Below are 19,158 nucleotides of genomic sequence, written 5' to 3' on the forward strand. Positions count from 1 at the left end.
AAAGTGGCGGAAAATTCAGATGACCCGGTGGGATATCTCCCAAAATCCTCGCGAAATGCTTGGCTGTCCTGGCCAGCAAAGTCATCCGGTCTGCTTTTCGCGTAGGTCATTTCCTAAGTTGTACTTCAGCTCTCTACTCGGCCATGGCTCTCGGCGAGAATCCCCGACCGCCCCTCCTGTAGAGATCCGCCCATGTTCGATCCAGTCAACGAGTCGTCGTTTCGTCTCGATGTAGCGGGCCTGTCCGACCCCTTCGAAGTCCTGGCCTTTACCGGTAGCGAAGCCCTCAGCGAATCCTTTGCGTTCGAGATCGATGTATTGATCAACGATCCACACCTGGATCTCGCCGGCCTGCTTTACCGTTCGGCATTCCTCTGTTTCGGGCCGTCAGGGGAGGGCGTGCACGGGCAATTGCAGAGCCTTGTCCAGCATGAGTACGGCGAAGGCTTGCGGTTGAGCCGGATCCGTCTAGGGCCGAAACTCGGTTGCCTCGCGCTGCGCTTCAGCCAGCGGATCTTCAGTGGCCGCTCGGTGCCGCAGATCATCGAGCAGGTGCTCAGAGAGCACGGCATCGTCGCTGCCCAGCGCCGCTTTGAGTTGCGTGGCGACTACCCGGTCCGGACGTTCTGCACGCAATACCGCGAGTCCGATCTGCAACTGCTTCAGCGTTTGTGCGCGCAGGCGCGAATTCATTATTACTTTGAACACGAGCGTGATCGGCATTGCCTGGTTTTCAGCGATGATCCGGCGCAGTTGCCATTGGCGGGCGCCGCGAGCTATCAGCGCGAGGATGACGGACATGATGCTTCTCCCGCGTTGCACCAATGGAAATTGCAAAGTGCAATTCAGGTCAATTCGGCGGGTGGGCAACAGGCCGAAGGTCAGAGTGATCTGGCGACATTGCGCAGTGGTCATTGGTTGCGATTGGCCGGGCATCCCTTCGCCGAATGCAATCGCCCATGGTTGTTGACTCGCATTGAGCATCGCGCCGACCCGGCCCTCGAACCTGCTTACGCCAACCGCCTGTTCGGTGCGTTGCAACTGCCGAGTGCAGCGGCCACCGCGCCGCCGCGCTTGCGCATGCACAGCCTGCAACGGGCCTGGGTGGTGGCGGTAGATGAACCACAGCCCGATTGCTCGCGACCGGTAGCGGTGCAGTTCGACTGGCTCTATCAAGGCGAAGGCGCCGCGCCGAGTCATTGTTGGCTGCCCCTCGCGCCGTCTCTGCAGCAGACGCCAATGACGGCGCTGAGCGATGGTGTCGAGGTGGTGGTGAGTTTCTTTGAAGGCGATCCGGATCAGCCGATGATCAGCGGCGTCCTGCAGCCGCCAATCGCCGAGACTGACACGGGCGATGTCGCGCCTCTGCCCGACCGTCTGGTGAGTGACGGCTTGCAGCAATTGCTGGCGTCCGGTGAGCCGTTGCTGCTGCTGTGCCTGATCCCCGGCGGCGGCAGTTTCAGTCACTGCGCAGAACCGGTGTGCAGTTGTCGACTGGTCACTGCGCTTGAACAGAGCGGCGCAACATGAGTGGCGCGGTGCATGAGCCTATGGCGCAATGGCTGTTGCTCGATGGCCCGGATGCCCCACAGGCCTTGCTGACCTTGCGCCAGGCTTTTAGCGGGGTGCGGCGCTTCAGTTTGTTCGAGGGTACCGAGTTTGAACCGGTCAGCGAGTACGGCCCGGTGCTGCTCGAGTTGCGCGATTGCCCGGCGTTGGCCGCCTTGTGTCACAGCGATCCAGACACCTGGCGCGGGCTGTTGCTTGGCAGCGAGGCATCGGCACAACAGCTGCTGGGCCACTTGCAACGCATGCTCACGGTGTCGTTCGGCTTGAGCCATCGGGCCTTGCTCAGCTATTACAACCGGCAGACCGCGAGCTATTTTTTCGATGCCTGCGACGCCGCTGAATTGAGCCGCTGGCTTGGGCCGATCCGCCAGTTGCGCTGGTTCGGCGGCACCTGGGCCGACCGCGCGATTGGTAGTCAGGGCTGGCAGCAGTTGCGCAATCCGGGACTTGCCGTCGAGCCACTGAGCATCGAAGAAAGCCTGACCCGGCGCCAGCGCGAACGCTTGCAAGCCTGCCTGCTGGAGCAGCATATCTGGCGCTGGTGCCAATCATTGGGAACCGATTACGCGACGATGTCCTCCCATGTCCAACAGGGTCTGACGCTGGGGTTCAGCGACCGCACCGTGCTCGATGGCTGGTTATGGTTACGCTTGCTGCATCCGCGTGCCGTACTGGTGCCGCCGCCGGTGGGACTGACCCAGCAACAACGGCTCGACCATGTGCGGCGTCAATGGCGCGGCGATCAGCTCTGAAGCGAGGTTCGGCGCGTATGGCACGGTTATTCCGGCAAGGGTTTGGTGCAGTGATCGGCGGGGTGTTGCTGCTGGCGCTGGGCGGATGTTCGCCGGTGCAATTGCTCAATGCGCTGACCCCGGACAGCACGTACGACAAGACGACGGGCATCGCTTATGGTGAAGATCCGCGGCAGAAGCTTGATGTGTACGTGCCGCATCAGCCGATGCCGGGCGCACCGGTGGTGGTGTTTTTCTATGGCGGCAGCTGGAACAGCGGATCGCGCGTCGACTACCGCTTTGTCGGTGAAGCGCTGGCGTCCAAGGGGATTGTCACGGTGGTGGCGGATTACCGCTTGTATCCGCAAGTGCGTTATCCGCTGTTTCTGCAGGATGGAGCGCAGGCGGTGGCGTGGACCAAAGCGCATATCCGCGAATTTTCCGGCAACCCGCAGCGCTTGTATCTGATGGGCCACAGTTCCGGCGGATACAACGCGGCGATGCTGGCGCTGGACGGCGAACTGCTCGCTTCGGTGGGCATGTCACCCAGGGATTTGCAGGGCTGGATCGGCCTGGCCGGGCCCTACGACTTTCTGCCGATCAAGAATCCCGAGGTGCGCCCGGTGTTCTTCTGGCCGGACTCGCCGCCGCAATCGCAGCCGGTCAACCATGTCAGTCGCGGCGCGCCGCCGGCCCTGTTGATCGCCGCGACTGAGGATGATCTGGTCAACCCGACACGCAACACCGGCGGTCTCGCCAGCAAGCTGCGCGCGGCAGGGGTGCCGGCACAGGATCTGTATTACTCGCGGCCCAGCCACATAACCCTGGTGGCGACCCTGTCGCGTCCGTTGCGGCATCTGGCGCCGGTGCTCGATCAGGTGGTCGGGTTTATCGCGCGCACACCGACTCAGTGAACGCCGCCAGAGAACCAGCCATCGTTGCGCTTGAGCCACCAGGCTTGCGCACCGAGGGTCAGGCTGCGTAACACCATGAACAGCAGAAAAGATATCCACAGCCCGTGGTTGCCGTAGCCTTGCAGTGCCCAGGCAAACGGCAGCAGCAGAGCCACGGTGACGAGCATGCCGTTGCGCATTTCGCGTGCGCGGGTGGCGCCGATGAACAGACCGTCGAGCAAGTAACTCCAGACCGCAATCAATGGCAGCACGGCGAGGTAGGGCAGGTAGATGAACGCGGTGTCGCGTACGCTCTGGATATCGGTCTGCATCTCGATGAACAGGTGCCCGGCGAGCAGAAACAGCGCGGCAAATCCGAGGCTGGCGAACAGCGACCAGCCGCCCGCCACCACCAGCGAACGACGCAGGGCCAGGCGATCACGGGCGCCGATGGCGTGTCCGCACAAGGCTTCGACGGCATGGGCCAGGCCATCCAGCGCATGCGCCGTCAACAGCAAGCCATTGAGCAGCAGCGCGTTGGCGGCAACCGTCGAATCGCCCAGCCGCGCGCCTTGCACGGTGATCAGGAAAAACACCGATTGCAGCGCCAGACTGCGGATAAAGATGTCACGGTTGACCGCCAGTAAAGGGCGCCAGCTCTGCCAGACCCTCAACGCCGCCCAGACGATGTGCCCCGGATACGCGCGCAGCGCTTTGCGGGTCAGCAGCAGGCCGAGCAGGGCGCCGGTCCATTCGGCGATCACCGAGGCGCGCGCCGAACCGACCACGCCCCAGTCCAGGCCAATGACGAACCACAGATTGAGGACGATGTTGATCAGGTTGGTGGTCAGCAAAATCGCCAGTGGCGCCCGGGCGTTTTGCGTGCCGAGGAACCAGCCGACCAGCGCATAACTGGCCAGCGCGGCCGGCAAGCCGAATAGACGCGTGTGGAAGAAATCCCGAGTGAGCTGATCCAGCTCCGCCGACGGTTGCATGAAGTGTAATGCAACCCCGCTCAGCGGCACGCCCAGCGTACCCAGCACCAGCGCCAGTCCCATCGCCAGCAGCAAGCCTTGCAACAGAATCTGTCGCAACGCCGCACCGTCGCTGCGCCCGGCAGCCTGCGCGGCAAATCCGGTGGTGCCCATGCGCAGAAAGCCCATGGCCCAGGCGAGAAAGGTGTACAGGCTGGCGCCGACCGCCACCGCACCCAATTGATGGGCATGGGGCAAGTGGCCGATGACGGTGCTGTCGACCAGCGCCACCAGCGGCACGGAAATATTGGACAGAATCATGGGCGCGGCGAGCGCCCAGACCTTGCGGTGAGTCGGGCGGTCGCGCCAGTCGGCGATCAGAGTGGACATGCGGGCTCCTTGGGGAGCGGCATTGTAGCGGTAGAAGCCACCCTCACCCCAGCCCTCTCCCAGAGGGAGAGGGGGCCGATCTCGGTTTAATTCCTATCCCGAGTTCGACTCGGTATCTCAGGTCGGTGTACTTCTCGAAAACACCCCGGTCAGTCCCCTCTCCCTCCGGGAGAGGGTTAGGCGGGCGGCGTTCCGATGAGGGGCTCTTCAAGCGTTTAATGAATAATCCAGCTCAACAACCACAACCCCAGCAACAACCAGATGATCCCGGCAATGATCGACGCATTCATGAACGCGCGAATCGCCGACCACAACAGCATCAGCCCGACAATCAGCGCGATGATGCTGATGATCGAGGTGTCCATGCCCAACGTCTTCGCCAGCCCGTCGACAAAGTTGCCACCGGCATTGCTCAGAATATTGAACAAGCCACTGAGGCCGTCGACGATAAAGCGGATGATCGAACCGAGCGCCTGGCCGAGCCATTCGAAAAAGCTTTCTACCTGCATGTGTGCATCCTGATGAAAGAGCTGAGCCTTGGGCCACAACGCAGGTGGCCGAGTTCCCTGCATGATAGAAGGTTTGCACCCATTCTGTGTGGGAGCGAGCCTGCTCGCGAAGGCATTGTGTCAGTGAATCAATGGTTGATGACATATCGTCTTCGCGAGCAGGCTCGCTCCCACAATAGATCGTCTGCGCTGCTTGCCTTCAGGGCGTATCCCCCCGAAGCTATACGCCTTCAGGAGAGCCCGATGAACCTTGTTGAACTGACCGAACGCCTGCACGCCATTCGCGACCGCAATGACTGGCGGCAATTTCACAGCCCGAAAAACCTCGCCATGGCGGCCAGTGTCGAGATGTCCGAGCTGGTGGAAATCTTCCAGTGGCTGACAGAAGACCAGTCGCGCCAGTTGCCCGCTGACAAACTCGCCCACGCCGGGCAGGAAGTCGGCGATATCGTCCTGTATCTGTTGCTGCTGTGCAGCGAGTTGGGGTTGGACATGAATGAAGTGGTGCGTGCCAAGCTCGCCGACAGTGAACGGCGGTTCAGCTGATGAGCGACCGGCATTTCGATCAGTTGGCGACGCGTTTCGCCGAAAAAATCTACGGCGGCGCCAAAGGCGCGATTCGTCTCGCGGTGTTACAGGCTGACCTGGCCGAAGCGCTGCCGGATCGTCCGTTGCGCGTCCTCGACATTGGCGGCGGTCTTGGCCACATGTCGCTGTGGCTGGCCGAACGCGGTCACGAGGTGACCTTCACCGAGCCGGCCGCACCGATGCTCGAAGGCGCGCGCCAGCGTTTCGCCGACGCCGGGCAAACCGCGACGTTCATTCAGGCGCCGTGGCAGGAACTGCTCGGCCAACTCACCGAACCGTACGATCTGGTGATCTGCCACGCGGTGCTCGAATGGCTCGCCGAACCCCACGCGATCCTGCCAGTGCTGCATCAACTGACCAAGCCCGGTGGCTGGTTGTCGCTGGCGTTCTACAACCGCGATGCGCTGATTTATCGCAACCTGCTCAAAGGCCATTTCAAGAAAATGCGCAAGAACGTCATGGCCGGCGAAAAGCAGAGCCTGACCCCGCAGCAGCCGCTCGATCCAAGGGAATTGGCAACGCAACTCGAAGGCTTGTGGCAGGTCGAAAGCCAGAGTGGGATCCGCGTTTTCCATGACTATATGCCGGTGGAATTCCAGGCCCGCGCCGAACTCGTCGATTTGCTCGAGATGGAGCTCGCTCACCGTCGTCACCCAAGCTTCGCCGGGCTTGGGCGTTACTTGCACTGGATCTGCCGGCCGATCTGATCGGAGCGCGACATGAAAGCTCAATCCGCGTTACTGCTGATGTGTCTGGGCTTGGCTGCTTGCCAGAGCAGCAACCCCTACGTGGCGCAATCGCGGCCCTTACCGCCGGCACCAGCGCAAGCCGCCACCACCTTCGACCGCAGCGCGTACCCGGCGCCGCCGCGTGATTATGGGCGTTATCGCAGTTGGACCTGGCTCAATGGGCAACTGCCACCGGGCACGGCCTGGGCCGATTCGGCGCAAGTGGCCGAAGCGGTAAGCAATGCCCTGGATCAGCGCGGCTTGCGTCCATTGCACGACAACCGCCCGGCCGACCTGTTGGTCAGCGCCGATCTGCGTCTGGAAACCCGTTTGCGCCAGGTTCAGGATGACTACGGTTATTACGGCGGTGGATACGGCAGCTATGATCGATATGGACGCGGTTACGGTATGTACAACACGGTGCCGATCGTACGCACGTATTCCGAGCAAGTCGTGGTGGTGCAGGTCAATCTGTTCGACGCTGGCAGCGGGCAACCGGTGTGGAGCGCCAGTGCCGAAACCGCGAACAAGGGCAGCGAAATCGATCGCACCGATTCGATCCGCGAAGCTGTGGAAAAAGCCATGTCGGCGTATCCTCCCAGTTAGCTCCTGCCCATCAGAAGCTGCCGCAGGTTCATGTCTTCAACCGGAGAAAACCCATGTTCCGCCGTCTCGCTCTACTGGCCATGGTCGCGCTGCTCAGCGCTTGCGCCGCCAACCAGGTCAATCACGACTTCGATGCCAACCGCGACTTTGCGGCCTATCGCAGCTGGAGCTGGAAAGACCCCGCCCTGCAATACCGCCCCGATGATCCACGGATCAAGAGCGACCTGACCGAGCAACGCATCCGCCAGGCCGTGGCCGATCAGCTCGACCAGCGCGGTTTGCGTCCCGCGGCGGCGGGCGCCAAGGGTGACTTGAATGTGCAGACTTATCTGATCGTCGAGGATCGTCAGCAGCAAGTGACGACCAACTACGGCGGCGGCTGGGGCGGCCCGTGGAACGGCTATTGGGGCGCGCCGATGTACAACGAAACGCGCAACATTACCTACAAGGTCGCGACCATCCAGATCGACCTGCTCGACGGCAAGGACGGCAAACTGGTGTGGCGCGGCAGCGATGAGCAGATGCTCTCCGGCAAGCCGAATCCCGATGATCGCAGCAACGCCATCCGCGAGACGGTCACGCGGATTCTGGCCAACTATCCACCGCGTTGAATCCGTTAAAAAGTGCGAGCTGTTGAGCTCCCGTTTTTTTGCTCCACCCTAAATTCCAATGGGGGAGCGAGCCTGCTCGCGAAAGCAGGGTGTCATTCAACTGCTATTTATCTGACACGACGTCTTCGCGAGCAGGCTCGCTCCCACAGGGATGTTTGTCTGTTCGAAATGGCGCGTTGCCATTAGGCGCGTCTACACTCAGTTGCACCAATGGAGCTAGCGGCAAAGGAGTGCGCCATGTCGCCTCGTTCGCGATTCAACGGCCCGGCCCGCCAGCGCGGGGCGATCGGCTTGATGGCGGCGGCCACGCTCAGTCTGGCGGTGGTGATGATGTTGCTGGTGGTCGACACCGGCCGCTTGTACATGGAACAACGCAAGTTGCAGCGGGTGGTCGACAACGCCGCCCTCGAAGCCGTCAGCCGTGGCGGCAATTGCCTGCCGGGCCTGAGCGCTGCCAGTTACGCCGGGCAAAGCGCCGTGCGCAATGGCTACATAGTCGATGCCGGCAACACCCTCGCCACCACGTGCGGCACCCTGGTCACTCCAGCCTCCGGCCTGCGCACGTTCGCAGTGGATGCCACGCAAGCGGCAGCGGTCAAAGTCGTCGCCAGTCGCACGGTGACCACCAGTTTTGCCGGTGGCGTACAGGCCTTGTTCAGCGGCACCCCGGTCAGTCTCAACACCACGCTCAATGCCTCGGCGGTGGCCGCCAAACCGCAGCCGACGGTGGCCCAACTGAATATACGCAGCACCTTGGCCAGCATTGATACGGCGCAGTCGAACATCCTCAATCCGCTGTTTTCCGGATTATTGGGCGGCAACGTCAACCTCACGGCTCTGGGCTGGGATGGCCTGCTGAACACCGACATCAACTTGCTCAAATACCTTGATCAACTGGCGATCAATCTCAACGTCGCGGCGGGCAACTACACGCAATTACTCAACACTCAGGCCACGGTGACGCAACTGATTCAGGCGGCGGCAACGGTGGTGCAGCTCAATGGCGCGACCGCGCAGGTGATCACCGCACTGGGCCAATTGCAGGTGGCCGCGATCAACGCGGCGCCGGTCAAACTGGGTGACATCCTGCAATTGCAGACCGGCACCACGGCGGCGGGGCTGGACGCCCATCTGCAACTGCTGCAACTGATTCAGGGCGTGGTGCAACTGGCCAACAGCAAGAGTGCGGTGGCGGCGACATTGCCGATCAGCGTGCTGGGGCTGGCGAATGTCACGGTGCGGGTGAAAGTGATCGAGCCGCCGCAGTTCTCTGCGATTGGCGACCCGGCGCGGGCGAAGGCCAATCCCGACCCGCATGCGCCAGATCGGATTTATGTGCGCACGGCGCAGGTTCGCACGATGTTGTCGGTGAGTTTGCCGGTGCTGTCCGGGGTCACGGGGCTGGCCAATGCGGTGTTGGGATTGGTCGGTACCTTGACCCCGACGCTTAACGCACTGCTGAGCCTGAATCTGGTGGACACACTCAACTCGCTTGGCTGTTTGTTGGGGGCCGGTTGCGAGCAGCTTGATCCGAAACTGCTGCCGTCGCCGCAAATCGATATCGCTCTGGATGCCGGTGGGGCACAAAGCTATGTCACGGATTACAGCTGCCCGACCGGCAATACCGGCAGTAAAAGTCTGACCGCCACAACCGTCACCTCCATCGCCGATCTCAAGCTGGGAAAAATCGACCCGAGCAGTGCATTTTCCTCGTCTGCCCCGCCCGCGGTCGCACCATTGCCACTGGTCGATCTTGGTATCGTGACGTGCCACAAGATTCTAGGCATCGGCAGTTGTGACCCTGCCACCCATGTTCAATACGGCGCAGGCGGCATCGCGATCAAACTCGACACCAGCGTCGCGCAGAATACCCAGAACCTGGTGTTCTCCAGCAGCACACCATTCGCCACCCCGGCCAATCTCAAACTGCCGCCGAGCATCTTGCCGGCGGTGCCGACCAACAATATCGTCGGCAGTCTGTCGAGCACCCTCGCGGGGATCAATCTGATTGTCTACAAACCGCAGGGCAGCAATCCATTGGGTGCCGTCGTCACTGGCGTTGCCTCTTTGATCAGCGATGTCACCAGCAAATTGCTGCCGGTGGTGACCAACCTGATCAGCCCGTTGCTCGATCCGCTGCTGAACAACCTGCTCAAAGGCCTGGGCATCAACCTGATGGACGTCGACGTCGGCGCCAATATGACTTGCGGCCAGACCGGCAAGGCCTATCTGGTGATCTAGGCGTCTACGGCAACCGGCAACTCGATGCAGAACCGCGCGCCTTGCGCCGAATTGCGCACGCTCAACTGGCCGCCCATGTTGTCGATGATGCCGTAGCTCACCGATAACCCCAGCCCGGTGCCGATGCCGATCGGTTTGGTGGTGAAAAACGGCTCGAAGATACGCTCCAGCAGACGCGGATCAATGCCGCCGCCGTTGTCCTCGACCCACAACCGCACGCTCTGTTCATCGCGTTCGGCATAGATCGAAATCCACGGTTTGAAGGATGAATCCTTCTCGCGCTTGCTCAGCAAGGCGTCGCGCGCGTTGACCATCAGGTTGATCAGCACCTGCTCAAGCTGATCGACGTAGCCGCGCACCTGAACCTCGAACCCGGTCTCGCTGATGCGCAGATCCACACCTTTGCCGCGCATGCCTTCGGCCAGCAACGACAGCGTGCCTTCAATGGCCGAGGCCGGGTTGAACAGTTGCTGTTCGATCTCCGAACGCCGGCCAAACACGCGCATGTGATCGACCACTTTCGCGGCGCGCTGCACCTGCGCGTCGATGCGGTTGAGCTTGTCGGTCAGGTAATCGATCTGTACATCACCGTTGCCCAGACGCTTGAGCACATTGACGATGGCCATGCGCATCACGTTCAGCGGCTGATTGATCTCGTGGGCCAGGCCGGTGGCCATTTCGCCGAGTGTGGCCATTTTCGCGCTTTGTGTGAGCTGTTGTTGCGAGCGGCGCACCTCGGTGTTGTCGCGGCCCACTGCTTGCACTTCGATCAATTGGCCGTGTTCATCGAACACGCCGCGATCGGACCACACCCACCAGGCGTGTTCGCGGCCGGGCAATTGCAGGCTGATTTCTGCAGTGCTTACCGGCTGCTCCGCCGTCAGTGAAGCGAGGCGCTGGATGAACGCGGCGCGTTGCTCGTCGGACATCCAACTGCCCAGATCGACCCCCGGCAACTCTTCCGGCGTGCATTCCAGATAGGTCGCCAGCGGCCGGTTGCCGAAAGTCAGAGTCAGGTCCGGGCGGTAGCGACAGATCATCGCCGGCGAGTCCTCCACCAGGATCCGGTAGCGCTCCTCGCTCTTTTTCACCTGCTCGGCCGCCAGGGTCGCTTCGGTGACGTCCAGCCACAACCCGACCGCTTCCACCGGCAGGCCAAGGTCATTGCGCAGCAGCCTGGCTTCATCGAGCAGCCAGTGATATTCGCCATGCCGGTCGCGCAGCCGATAACGCGCGCGCACTGAGCCTTCACGCAGCAACTGGCGGCTGCGGGCGAAATACAGGTCGCGATCGTCAGGGTGGATCATCTCGATCAGTGCACTGTTGCCGCAGTCCGCAAGACTCCAGCCCAGCAGCGGTTGCAGGCTGGCACTGAAGAACGCCGGGATCAGCGCGCCTTCGTGATACTGCTGGACGTAAATCACCGCCGGCGAACTGGCGATCAGGTTGTCGAGCCGTGCATGCGCGGCGGCGGCTCGTTGCTGCTGGTTCTGGATGTCGCTGATGTCGAGCATGAAACCGACTCGCCGGCGATGCTCGCCGCTGCCAATCACTTGGCCTTGCACGCGATACCACGTTGGCGCCTGCGCGGGATCGCCATTGCGCAGGCGCACCGACAGCGTCAGGGCTTCGCCATGTTGCTGCAAGGCCTGTAGACGGCTGCGCAACTCGTCGCGGTCGGCGGGATGGATCTGTGCCAGCCAGTCTTCCAGCGCCAGTCCGTCATTGTTCAGTTGCAGGGACGCAGCCAACGCAGGCGCCAGTTGAATGTTGTCGTCACCGCCGAGGATTTCCCACCAGCCTGCACCCAACAGGGTTTGCAGCGCTTCGATGCGCTCCAGTTGCCGGTGATGCTGCTGTTCGCGCAGGCGCCCGAGCAACGGCCCGGCCAGCGCGGCGAGCAGCGCCATCCAGTCACGTTCGGTCAGGTACGGCGCGGCGCTGTCCACGGGATAAAACCCGCAGAGCAGCCAAGCCACCACACCGCGTTCATCGCTATACGGCACCGCGAAACCTTCGGCATTGCCAAACAGAGCCTGCACCCGTGAATGTTCATCGAGGCCATGGTGCGCGCCGACACGCTGCGGCGCAGCGCCGTTGAGGCTGTCCAGCGGCGTGCCGAGACGCTGATCGTCATGCCACAAAGTCGGCGCATCGTGGGCGCGATACTGGCGATAAATCTGCCAGCCCTGCGTCTCATCATCGAGCAAGGCCAACGCCAGACAAGGGATGTGCCAGTGCTGGGCAATCACCTGCAGTTGTTCGCTGACGATCACCGGCAAACGCAGCGGGCTGCACGCGCGCAACTGTTCGCTGATCTGCCCGGCAATCAATTGGCAGGCGTCACGCTGGCGCGATTGCTGGCGTTCGAACAGCAGGTCGGCGATATCGATCAACTGCATCAACCAGCCTTCGCCCTGCGGTTGCACCCAGCCACGCAAGTGCAAGGGCTGCTCGCCCAATCCCGAAAAGTCGAGATCGAGCAGTAGCCCTTGCCACTCCCTCGGCCGACCTTCGATGGTCAATGTGCTGTGGGGCAACAGATAGGCGCTCAGTGGCAAGGGTTGCTGGTGCGGTTTGTGCTGCGCCAGCAGATGGCGCAACGGGCCGGCCATTTGCAGCACGCCAGCGTCGTCGTTCAGGTACAGGTGCAAGCCTGTTGCGGGTGAGCCTAGTGGGTCGGGCAACTCGTGGGCGGCGGGCGGCGTGCGTTTGAGCAAGCGCCCGAAGAGTTTGTCCCCCGACGTCAAAATTGCAGACTCGATTTGGCGGTCAGATAGGTGGGCAGACTGGGCACTGTACCAACGACCGGAAGCACCAGGAACGGCATCACCTGATTCAACTTGCTGACCGGATAATCCACTCGCACCGTCAGCAGGCCTGACGCGCTGTATTGGCTGCTGGTATCAACGCCGACCACCAGGTTGAAGACCGGCGGAATCCAGGACAATTGCTGGGTCAGCGTGGCGTTCGCGGTGTTGAGCACGACCGTTGAATAGTTGGGAGTGTTGGGGTCGACCGCGACACTGCGGCGCACCGCCTCGGACGTGGCCTGATTGAATGATTGCATCATCACCAAGGGCAGGCTGTAGCTGACCAGACCGTAAAATACGGCGAAAAAGATGATGAACACCAAGGCGAACTCGATCGCCACCGCACCTTTTTGCGACTTCCGAAAGCCGGTTTTCATGAGTGCGTCTACCCTGACTGTCACTGCGTAGTATCAGCATAGAATCATTCAGCAAAAACGGACGGTTTTTACCGGATGCACAGTTTTATCCTCCTGATCTGGCTCGTGCTGTGCGCGGCGCAAGACGTCCGCCAGCGCCGCATTGCCAATGCGCTGACCCTCGGCGTCGCCGCGCTGGCGCTGATCTGGCTGTTGTGCACCGGCAGCACCTGGCTGGGCGCGGAAGCGGGGCAGGGCGGTTGGGCCTGCCTGATTGCGCTGGCACTGACCCTGCCGGGTTTTTTCATGGGCCGCATGGGCGCCGGCGATGTGAAATTAATGACAGCTCTGGGGCTTGCGACGGACGGTCTGTTCATTCTTGGGGTATTTATTGGCGCTGGGCTCGCCAGCGTGGTCTGGATGCTGCTGGCGCCAAGAGTCTGGCTTCATATGAGTCAAGGGCTTAGAGATCGTCTGCGATATCTGGGGCCAACTATGTCAAAAAAGCTGCCATTTGCACCGTTTGTGCTGCTTGGGACCATGCTTGTTCTGCTTTGGATCCATTAGTCGCCAAGCGCCACTAGTCCTATGTACATAGTCGGAAAGTACGTCTACTTTCAAAGGAACTGGTTATACAGCCAAAGGCTGGCAGTACAGGAATGGTCAGCTTTGGCCTGGGACATGGAGTAGCACGTGAACAAGCTTACGTCTGCGGTAAAAGTCCTCGTGGTCGACGATCAGCCGTTGATTGTGGAGGAGTTGTGCGAGTTTCTTGAAAGCAGCGGTTATCGCTGTGTGCCGTGTGAGTCCAGTCAGCAGGCGATCGAGCGTTTCAGTGAGGACGCGGAAATCGGTCTGGTGCTGAGTGATCTGCACATGCCGGACATGGATGGCATTCAGTTGATCCAGGCATTGCAGCGGCTGGCGGGCAAGCATCGGGCTTTTGAGGCGATCATGCTCACCGGGCGTGCCGACAAGCAGGATGTGATCAAGGCGTTGCGTGCCGGGATTGCCGATTATTATCAGAAACCGATTGATCTGGATGAGTTGCTGGAAGGTGTGCGGCGTCAGGAGGTGGCTCTGCAGGAGCGGCAGAAGAATCTGCAGCTGGGGCATTTGAATCAGAAGTTGCAGTATTTGTCTGAGTCGATTGATGACCTGTACCAGGATCTGGACAAGGTGCGGCGCAATCCTGCGGCGGTGACTCGCGATGTGTCGGGTGGTGAGCCTGGCGAGGCTGAGGCGCAGGAGATGCCGGCGATTTTCAATCAGTTGTCACCGCGACAGCTGGATGTGGCGCGGTTGGTGGGCAAGGGGCAGACCAATTATCAGATTGCCTGTGAGTTGGGGATTACCGAGAACACGGTGAAGCTTTATGTTTCGCAGGTGTTGCGGTTGACGCATATGCATAATCGGACGCAGTTGGCTTTGGCTTTGTCGCCTAGTGCTTCTGCTTTGCGGCAGCGGGTTACGGCGCATTGACTTGGCGGCCTGTGGGCCGACCAGGTTCTTGGGTTTTTGGGTGAATATCCGTTGCTGCGGGGGTTGCCGCTGACGGTTCCGCTCTTACAGCGGGTCACTTTTTCAGACGCCAAAAAGTAACCAAAAGGCTGGGCCCCGGCGTTCGGCCCCTCGCTAGGGCTCGGGGTTCCTTCGTTCCGGGATATATCCGGGGGCATCGCCTACGGTTTGCTTCGCTGCACCTCCTCTCGATGTGTTTGGCTTCGCCAAACGGTCGCTGCGCTCCCACCCCCGGATAAATCCCTCCACTCAGCCTGCCGAAGGGGCCAGCAGATCAAAAGCTGCAGCCGAGCTAACGCTCATCCTGTTGAGTGGTTAGGAGCGGGTTAGGGGCTTTTGATCGGTTTCAGAGTCTGAATTCGCCCCGGTCTTTCACGTCGGCGTACCTCTACTAAACACCGCGGTCAGTCCCCTCTCCCTCTGGGAGAGGGCTAGGGTGAGGGACTTTTGATCTGTTTCAGAGTCTGAATTCGACCCGGTCTTTCACGTCGGCGTACCTCTACCAAACACCGCGGTCAGTCCCCTCTCCCTCTGGGAGAGGGCTAGGGTGAGGGGCTTTTGATCTGTTTCAGAGTCTGAATTCGACTCGGTCTTTCACGTCGGCGTAGCTCTCCCAAACGACTCGGTCAGTCCCCTCTCCCTCTGGGAGAGGGCTAGGGTGAGGGGCTTTTGATCTGTTTCAGAGTCTGAATTCGCCCCGGTCTTTCACGTCGGCGTACCTCTACTAAACACCGCGGTCAGTCCCCTCTCCCTCTGGGAGAGGGCTAGGGTGAGGGGCTTTTGATCTGTTTCAGAGTGTGAATTCGACTCGGTCTTTCACGTCGGCGTACCTCTACTAAACACCGCGGTCAGTCCCCTCTCCCTCTGGGAGAGGGCTATGGTGAGGGGCTTTTGATCTGTTTCAGAGTCTGAATTCGACTCGGTCTTTCACGTCGGCGTAGCTCCCCCAGACAACTCGGTCAGTCCCCTCTCCCTTTGGGAGAGGGCTAGGGTGAGGGTTGGCTTTTGGCTGTTTAAATTTGTGTCAGATAATCAGACCCTTCCCACACTGTTTTCAGGTTGTCCGTCGGACGTGCGCTCTCTAGTCTCTGGCTGTCGCTGAACACTCAGCGATCGGGTGTGAGAACCCGGCAATTTATGGTCATCCAGTCCTTGTGCACGCATAATTGCCGCCAGCTTGTCTGCTGTCTGCAATGTGTCATGGCGGCTGTGTGCGGGCAGACTTCGGTCTGGCCGGGTGTCCATAACCGGTATTCTCACCCCGCATACAGCTGCCACCTTTTGCCCCGTGAGAATGGCAGTGGGTGGTGGCAAAGACTTTGGAGTTGTTTCAATGGACAAACTGATCCCCGACCCACCCACCGAATCCACCACCCCGCTCGAAGAAGCCATCCGCGCCGACGACCTCGTCAAGAGCCGCGAAGCCATCAAACGCGCCCTCGATTTCTACCTCTGCCCCGAACCTGCGAAACCTCACCAACCCACCACGATGTTCCTCATCCATCCGAAAATCGATACCGAAAGCCTGCTCGCCCACGCCTGCGAATCCCTAGCGTCGGCCAATACGCTGGCCGGTAACTTTGCCGATCAGTTGGGTCGGCCCGAGCGCAATACCGCGCTGGCGATTCAGCAGATCATCATGCTCGCCGAACTGGCAGTAAACCGGGCATTGGATCGGGTAGATCCGCAGACCTGATCCGGCAGCCACACCGTATCATCGTTCTTCGCGAGCAGGCTCGCTCCCACAGGTGGAGTGCATTTCAAAAGGTGGGAGCGAGCCTGCTCGCGAAAGCGCCCGCAAGGTCACCACATCACTAATTCTTGCTCTCGATCTTCCCACCCGCATCCGGATCATAAAAATCCGGAATCTCGTATTTGTACTTCTTCAACCAGCGCTGCATCGCCAGATCCCGTTCGGTCGCGGTCGCTGTCTGTGGCTTGGGCGAGGCGGCTTTGTTGCGGCTTTGCAGGACCAGCCAGCCCTCGGTTTCCTGTTGTTGCGCCGAGGCGGGGCCGGCGTCGATGGCGGCGGCGCTGAGGGGCAGGCTGAGGAGGGTCAGGTAGCACAGGCCTTTAAGGGGGTTCATGGCTGTCTCCTTATTTGAGCGATGACGGCAACGGGTCAGCGACGGCGGCCACTTGATTGCTGGTGGCCGGTTTGGTCTTGACCGGGGCTTTGAGTTTTTCTGCGCGCTCCTGGGCTTCGGTGAATTGTTCCGGGTTCAGTTTGGCGCGGCTGACGATTTCGGCGGCTTGTGGCCAGTCGTTCTGGTACAGCAGCAGGGTGACCATGTTCAGGGTTGCCAGTTGGTTGTTCTGCTTGAGTTCGATGGCGGTAAGGAACTCGAAGCGGGCGTCGTTGAGGCGTAGCTGGTTGAGGTAGACCACGCCGAGATCGTTGCGGATTTTTTCGTCGGTGGGGGCCAGGCGGGCGGCGCGTTGCAGATGGGCCTGGGCTTGGCCGTTGTCGCCACGGGCGGCGTAGAGTTGGCCGAGGCCGTGTTCGGCTTCGGCGGTCAGGCAGCCGCCAAGCAGGCCGCGGTACAGCGGCTCGGCTTCGCTGCGGCCGAGCAGGCGATAGACCTTGGCTTTGCGCAGGCGAACTTCGCTGATGTTGTCTGGCAGGCTTTGCAGGTTGGCCAGGCTGGCGTGCAGTTTGCCGTCGCTGGCCAGGTCGTCCGCGAGGTTCAGGGCCAGCTCCTGCTCCTGGGTCATTTTGCTGCAACTGCTCGGTGACAGCAGCGCCGTCCACGGTGCCTGACCGTCGGTGGCGCAACCGCCGAGCAGCAACAGACTTGCCATGACTATCAGTACTTTCATCAAACGCTCTCCATGAACAAGGTCAGTTGGCGAATGCCCGGGCTATCGCGGTGAAGCCCGGGCCGGCGAGGACGATCAGCAGTGCCGGAAACAGAAACAGCATCATCACCACCGACATCTTCGCGGACATTTTCGAGATGTATTCCTGCAAGCGGGTCAGGCGGCGGTCATCCAGCAGTTGCTTGAGCGCCAGCAGCGATTTCATCGCGCCGCCGCCCTGTTGAATCAGTTGCTGGAGGATCACGCAGGTGTCGCTGAACTCATCGACGGCGAGCATCACCGCCGCTTTGTTCAACTCCTGGCCAAGTTCCAGACCGGAGTCGACACGGGTCAGGATCAGGCGCAATTCGCTGGTCAGTTCCGGCAGCAGTTTTTGCGCCTCAATGCTGAGCACACGCAGGGCCTGTTCGACGGCCATGCCGGATTCGAAGAGGATGCGCAGCAGCGGAATGAACGTCGACACCTCCACGGCGATGGTGTTCTGCCGACGTGCCGCCGCGTAGGCCAGCAAGCGCTTGGGCAGCAGATAACCGCCGCCGGTAGCGAGCATCGGCACGATCCAGCGGTTGCTGGCCTGGGGGAAAAACACTTCTTGCAGAAAGATCGCCAGGCCCAGTGTCAGCAGCGGCGTGCCGATCTGGCAGGCCGCGAATAGCGCTCGTTCGTTGGCGCGGCGCCAGCCGATGCGGTTGAGCAGGGTCTGGGTTTCGCTGTCGATGCTCACCGAGCGTTGGCCGAACTTGCTGCTGCCCAGTACGCGCAACCAGCTGCCGAAGCGATTCTCGCGCACCAGATGCCCTTGCAAGCGCTGATTGACCTGACGCACCCGACGCCGTTCGGTCAGCAAGTGATTGACCACCAGCAGCAGGGAACCGAGCAGCAACATCAGAGCCGCGAGCCAGACCATGTCAGACGCTCCGTAACATGCGCCACAGCGCCAGGCTGCCGAACACTTGCAACACGGCAGCGCTGATCAGCATGTGCTGGCCGCTCGCGTCGTTCCACATCCCGAGCATGTAGCCAGGATTGGTCAGCATGAAGTAACTCACCAGCAGAAGCGGCAACGAGCCGAGCACCCAGGCGGTCATCCGCGTTTCGCCGGTGAGCGCACGCAGTTGCCGCGCGCCCTGGTCGCGTTCGCGGATCAGTTTGATCAGGTTCTCCAGCAGCTCGCTGGCGTTGCCGCCGTAGCGATGATTGACCTTGAGGCCGAGGGCGAACATGCGCAGTTCGTCTTGTTCATACAGTTCGGCAAAGTCGCTGACGGCGTCCGGCAAGTTCACGCCCAATTGCACGTTGCGCTGGACCCGGCCCATGGCTTTTTTCAGTGGGTCTTCACTGGCTTCGATGCCGCCCATGACCGCGTCACTTAGGGTGCGCCCTGACTTCAGGCTGCGCACGGTGTGATCAAGCAACTGCGGCAGTTGCTCGATCATGCGTTTGACCCGGCGCTGGTAGAGCACGGCGATGTACAGCCGCAGCGCCAGTGGCGGAACGAAGATCATCAGCAGCAGCCCGATCCAGTCGGCGAGAAAATAACCCAGCGCCATCGCCAGCGCCCACAGACTCAGCCACAGGCCGAAACGCTCGGTCGGGCGGCCCAGTCCGGCACGCAGAAACATCCGCTCCAGTCCGACCCACACAGGTTTTTCTGGCGCCAGTTGCGGCTGTCCGGCGGCGAGACGGTTGAGCACTTTTTCCGTTGCGGTCTTGCGCAGGCCTTGCAGGAACAGACGGATCGACAGCCCCAGCAGCGTCAGGCAGATAACAATGAGAATGATCGGTCCCAGCATGCTCGGTGCTCCTTG

19 protein-coding genes are annotated in these 19,158 nt (G+C 61.1%); 11 read left to right on the forward strand and 8 right to left on the reverse strand.

The window, feature by feature from the left end; genetic code table 11:
* Positions 1 to 192 precede the first annotated feature (192 nt).
* The 3 genes from AB4N44_RS20605 to AB4N44_RS20615 are packed head-to-tail and all read left to right on the forward strand — an operon-like array spanning position 193 to position 3,214.
* Positions 193 to 1,530, forward strand: coding sequence for a type VI secretion system Vgr family protein (locus AB4N44_RS20605; protein ID WP_150750034.1), 1,338 nt, complete (start codon positions 193 to 195; stop codon positions 1,528 to 1,530).
* Positions 1,527 to 2,321 carry a DUF4123 domain-containing protein gene (locus AB4N44_RS20610; protein ID WP_127925685.1) on the forward strand — a complete coding sequence of 265 codons (795 nt, stop codon included), beginning with the start codon at positions 1,527 to 1,529 and terminating at the stop codon, positions 2,319 to 2,321. Before AB4N44_RS20605 ends, AB4N44_RS20610 begins: the two co-directional genes overlap by 4 nt.
* 17 nt (positions 2,322 to 2,338) lie before the next feature.
* Positions 2,339 to 3,214 (forward strand): alpha/beta hydrolase, encoded by an 876-nt coding sequence (locus AB4N44_RS20615; RefSeq protein ID WP_460107767.1) that lies wholly within the window; start codon positions 2,339 to 2,341, stop codon positions 3,212 to 3,214.
* Here the strand turns inward: AB4N44_RS20615 and AB4N44_RS20620 are convergent.
* On the reverse strand, positions 3,208 to 4,557 hold the full coding sequence (locus tag AB4N44_RS20620; RefSeq protein WP_460107764.1) for an MATE family efflux transporter: 1,350 nt from the start codon (positions 4,555 to 4,557) through the stop codon (positions 3,208 to 3,210). The two genes, AB4N44_RS20615 and AB4N44_RS20620, sit on opposite strands and share 7 nt — an antisense overlap.
* Before the next feature lie 215 nt (positions 4,558 to 4,772).
* Positions 4,773 to 5,066 carry a hypothetical protein gene (locus tag AB4N44_RS20625; protein ID WP_064388791.1) on the reverse strand — a complete coding sequence of 98 codons (294 nt, stop codon included), beginning with the start codon at positions 5,064 to 5,066 and terminating at the stop codon, positions 4,773 to 4,775.
* 243 nt (positions 5,067 to 5,309) lie between these two features.
* Between AB4N44_RS20625 and AB4N44_RS20630 the strand changes: the two genes are divergently transcribed.
* From AB4N44_RS20630 to AB4N44_RS20650, 5 genes are all read left to right on the forward strand, one after another.
* On the forward strand, positions 5,310 to 5,612 hold the full coding sequence (locus tag AB4N44_RS20630; protein ID WP_007914625.1) for a MazG-like family protein: 303 nt from the start codon (positions 5,310 to 5,312) through the stop codon (positions 5,610 to 5,612).
* Entirely contained in the window at positions 5,612 to 6,361 is a 750-nt protein-coding gene (locus tag AB4N44_RS20635; RefSeq protein WP_127925688.1) for a methyltransferase, read from the forward strand. Before AB4N44_RS20630 ends, AB4N44_RS20635 begins: the two co-directional genes overlap by 1 nt.
* Positions 6,362 to 6,373: 12 nt before the next feature.
* Positions 6,374 to 6,988: a DUF4136 domain-containing protein gene (locus tag AB4N44_RS20640; protein WP_460107761.1), complete on the forward strand. Its 615-nt coding sequence runs from the start codon at positions 6,374 to 6,376 to the stop codon at positions 6,986 to 6,988.
* Between the two features lie 53 nt (positions 6,989 to 7,041).
* The gene (locus AB4N44_RS20645; RefSeq protein ID WP_127925690.1) at positions 7,042 to 7,599 is read left to right on the forward strand and encodes a DUF4136 domain-containing protein; all 558 of its coding nucleotides are present in this window, start codon (positions 7,042 to 7,044) and stop codon (positions 7,597 to 7,599) included.
* 237 nt (positions 7,600 to 7,836) lie between these two features.
* Complete coding sequence (locus AB4N44_RS20650; protein WP_460107759.1) at positions 7,837 to 9,840, forward strand: pilus assembly protein TadG-related protein; 2,004 nt, start codon at positions 7,837 to 7,839, stop codon at positions 9,838 to 9,840.
* Here AB4N44_RS20650 and AB4N44_RS20655 read toward each other — a convergent pair.
* The gene (locus tag AB4N44_RS20655) at positions 9,837 to 12,590 is read right to left on the reverse strand and encodes a PAS domain-containing sensor histidine kinase (protein WP_160038088.1); all 2,754 of its coding nucleotides are present in this window, start codon (positions 12,588 to 12,590) and stop codon (positions 9,837 to 9,839) included. The two genes, AB4N44_RS20650 and AB4N44_RS20655, sit on opposite strands and share 4 nt — an antisense overlap.
* Positions 12,587 to 13,030, reverse strand: a complete 444-nt coding sequence (locus AB4N44_RS20660) for a TadE/TadG family type IV pilus assembly protein (protein ID WP_123376941.1) — start codon at positions 13,028 to 13,030, stop codon at positions 12,587 to 12,589. The genes AB4N44_RS20655 and AB4N44_RS20660 overlap by 4 nt, the downstream gene beginning before the upstream one ends.
* Before the next feature lie 75 nt (positions 13,031 to 13,105).
* Between AB4N44_RS20660 and AB4N44_RS20665 the strand changes: the two genes are divergently transcribed.
* The 3 genes from AB4N44_RS20665 (at position 13,106) to AB4N44_RS20675 (ending at position 16,226) form a co-directional block, all read left to right on the forward strand.
* Positions 13,106 to 13,576 carry an A24 family peptidase gene (locus tag AB4N44_RS20665; protein WP_150750028.1) on the forward strand — a complete coding sequence of 157 codons (471 nt, stop codon included), beginning with the start codon at positions 13,106 to 13,108 and terminating at the stop codon, positions 13,574 to 13,576.
* A gap of 126 nt (positions 13,577 to 13,702) precedes the next feature.
* Positions 13,703 to 14,491 (forward strand): response regulator transcription factor, encoded by a 789-nt coding sequence (locus AB4N44_RS20670; protein WP_460107755.1) that lies wholly within the window; start codon positions 13,703 to 13,705, stop codon positions 14,489 to 14,491.
* A 1,372-nt stretch (positions 14,492 to 15,863) separates the two neighbouring features.
* On the forward strand, positions 15,864 to 16,226 hold the full coding sequence (locus tag AB4N44_RS20675) for a DUF6124 family protein (protein ID WP_460107753.1): 363 nt from the start codon (positions 15,864 to 15,866) through the stop codon (positions 16,224 to 16,226).
* Between the two features lie 118 nt (positions 16,227 to 16,344).
* On the opposite strand, the gene AB4N44_RS20680 is transcribed toward AB4N44_RS20675, so the two are convergent.
* Genes AB4N44_RS20680 through AB4N44_RS20695 form a run of 4 tightly spaced genes read right to left on the reverse strand, consistent with a single transcriptional unit; the run spans position 16,345 to position 19,143 of the window.
* Positions 16,345 to 16,617, reverse strand: a complete 273-nt coding sequence (locus AB4N44_RS20680) for a DUF3613 domain-containing protein (protein WP_460158125.1) — start codon at positions 16,615 to 16,617, stop codon at positions 16,345 to 16,347.
* Positions 16,618 to 16,627: 10 nt separating this feature from the next.
* Positions 16,628 to 17,350, reverse strand: a complete 723-nt coding sequence (locus AB4N44_RS20685) for a hypothetical protein (protein ID WP_460107750.1) — start codon at positions 17,348 to 17,350, stop codon at positions 16,628 to 16,630.
* Positions 17,351 to 17,372: 22 nt separating this feature from the next.
* On the reverse strand, positions 17,373 to 18,257 hold the full coding sequence (locus tag AB4N44_RS20690) for a type II secretion system F family protein (protein WP_460107748.1): 885 nt from the start codon (positions 18,255 to 18,257) through the stop codon (positions 17,373 to 17,375).
* 1 nt (position 18,258) lies between these two features.
* Positions 18,259 to 19,143, reverse strand: a complete 885-nt coding sequence (locus tag AB4N44_RS20695; protein WP_160038092.1) for a type II secretion system F family protein — start codon at positions 19,141 to 19,143, stop codon at positions 18,259 to 18,261.
* Positions 19,144 to 19,158 lie beyond the last annotated feature (15 nt).

Source organism: Pseudomonas sp. S3_C06, from assembly GCF_054667675.1.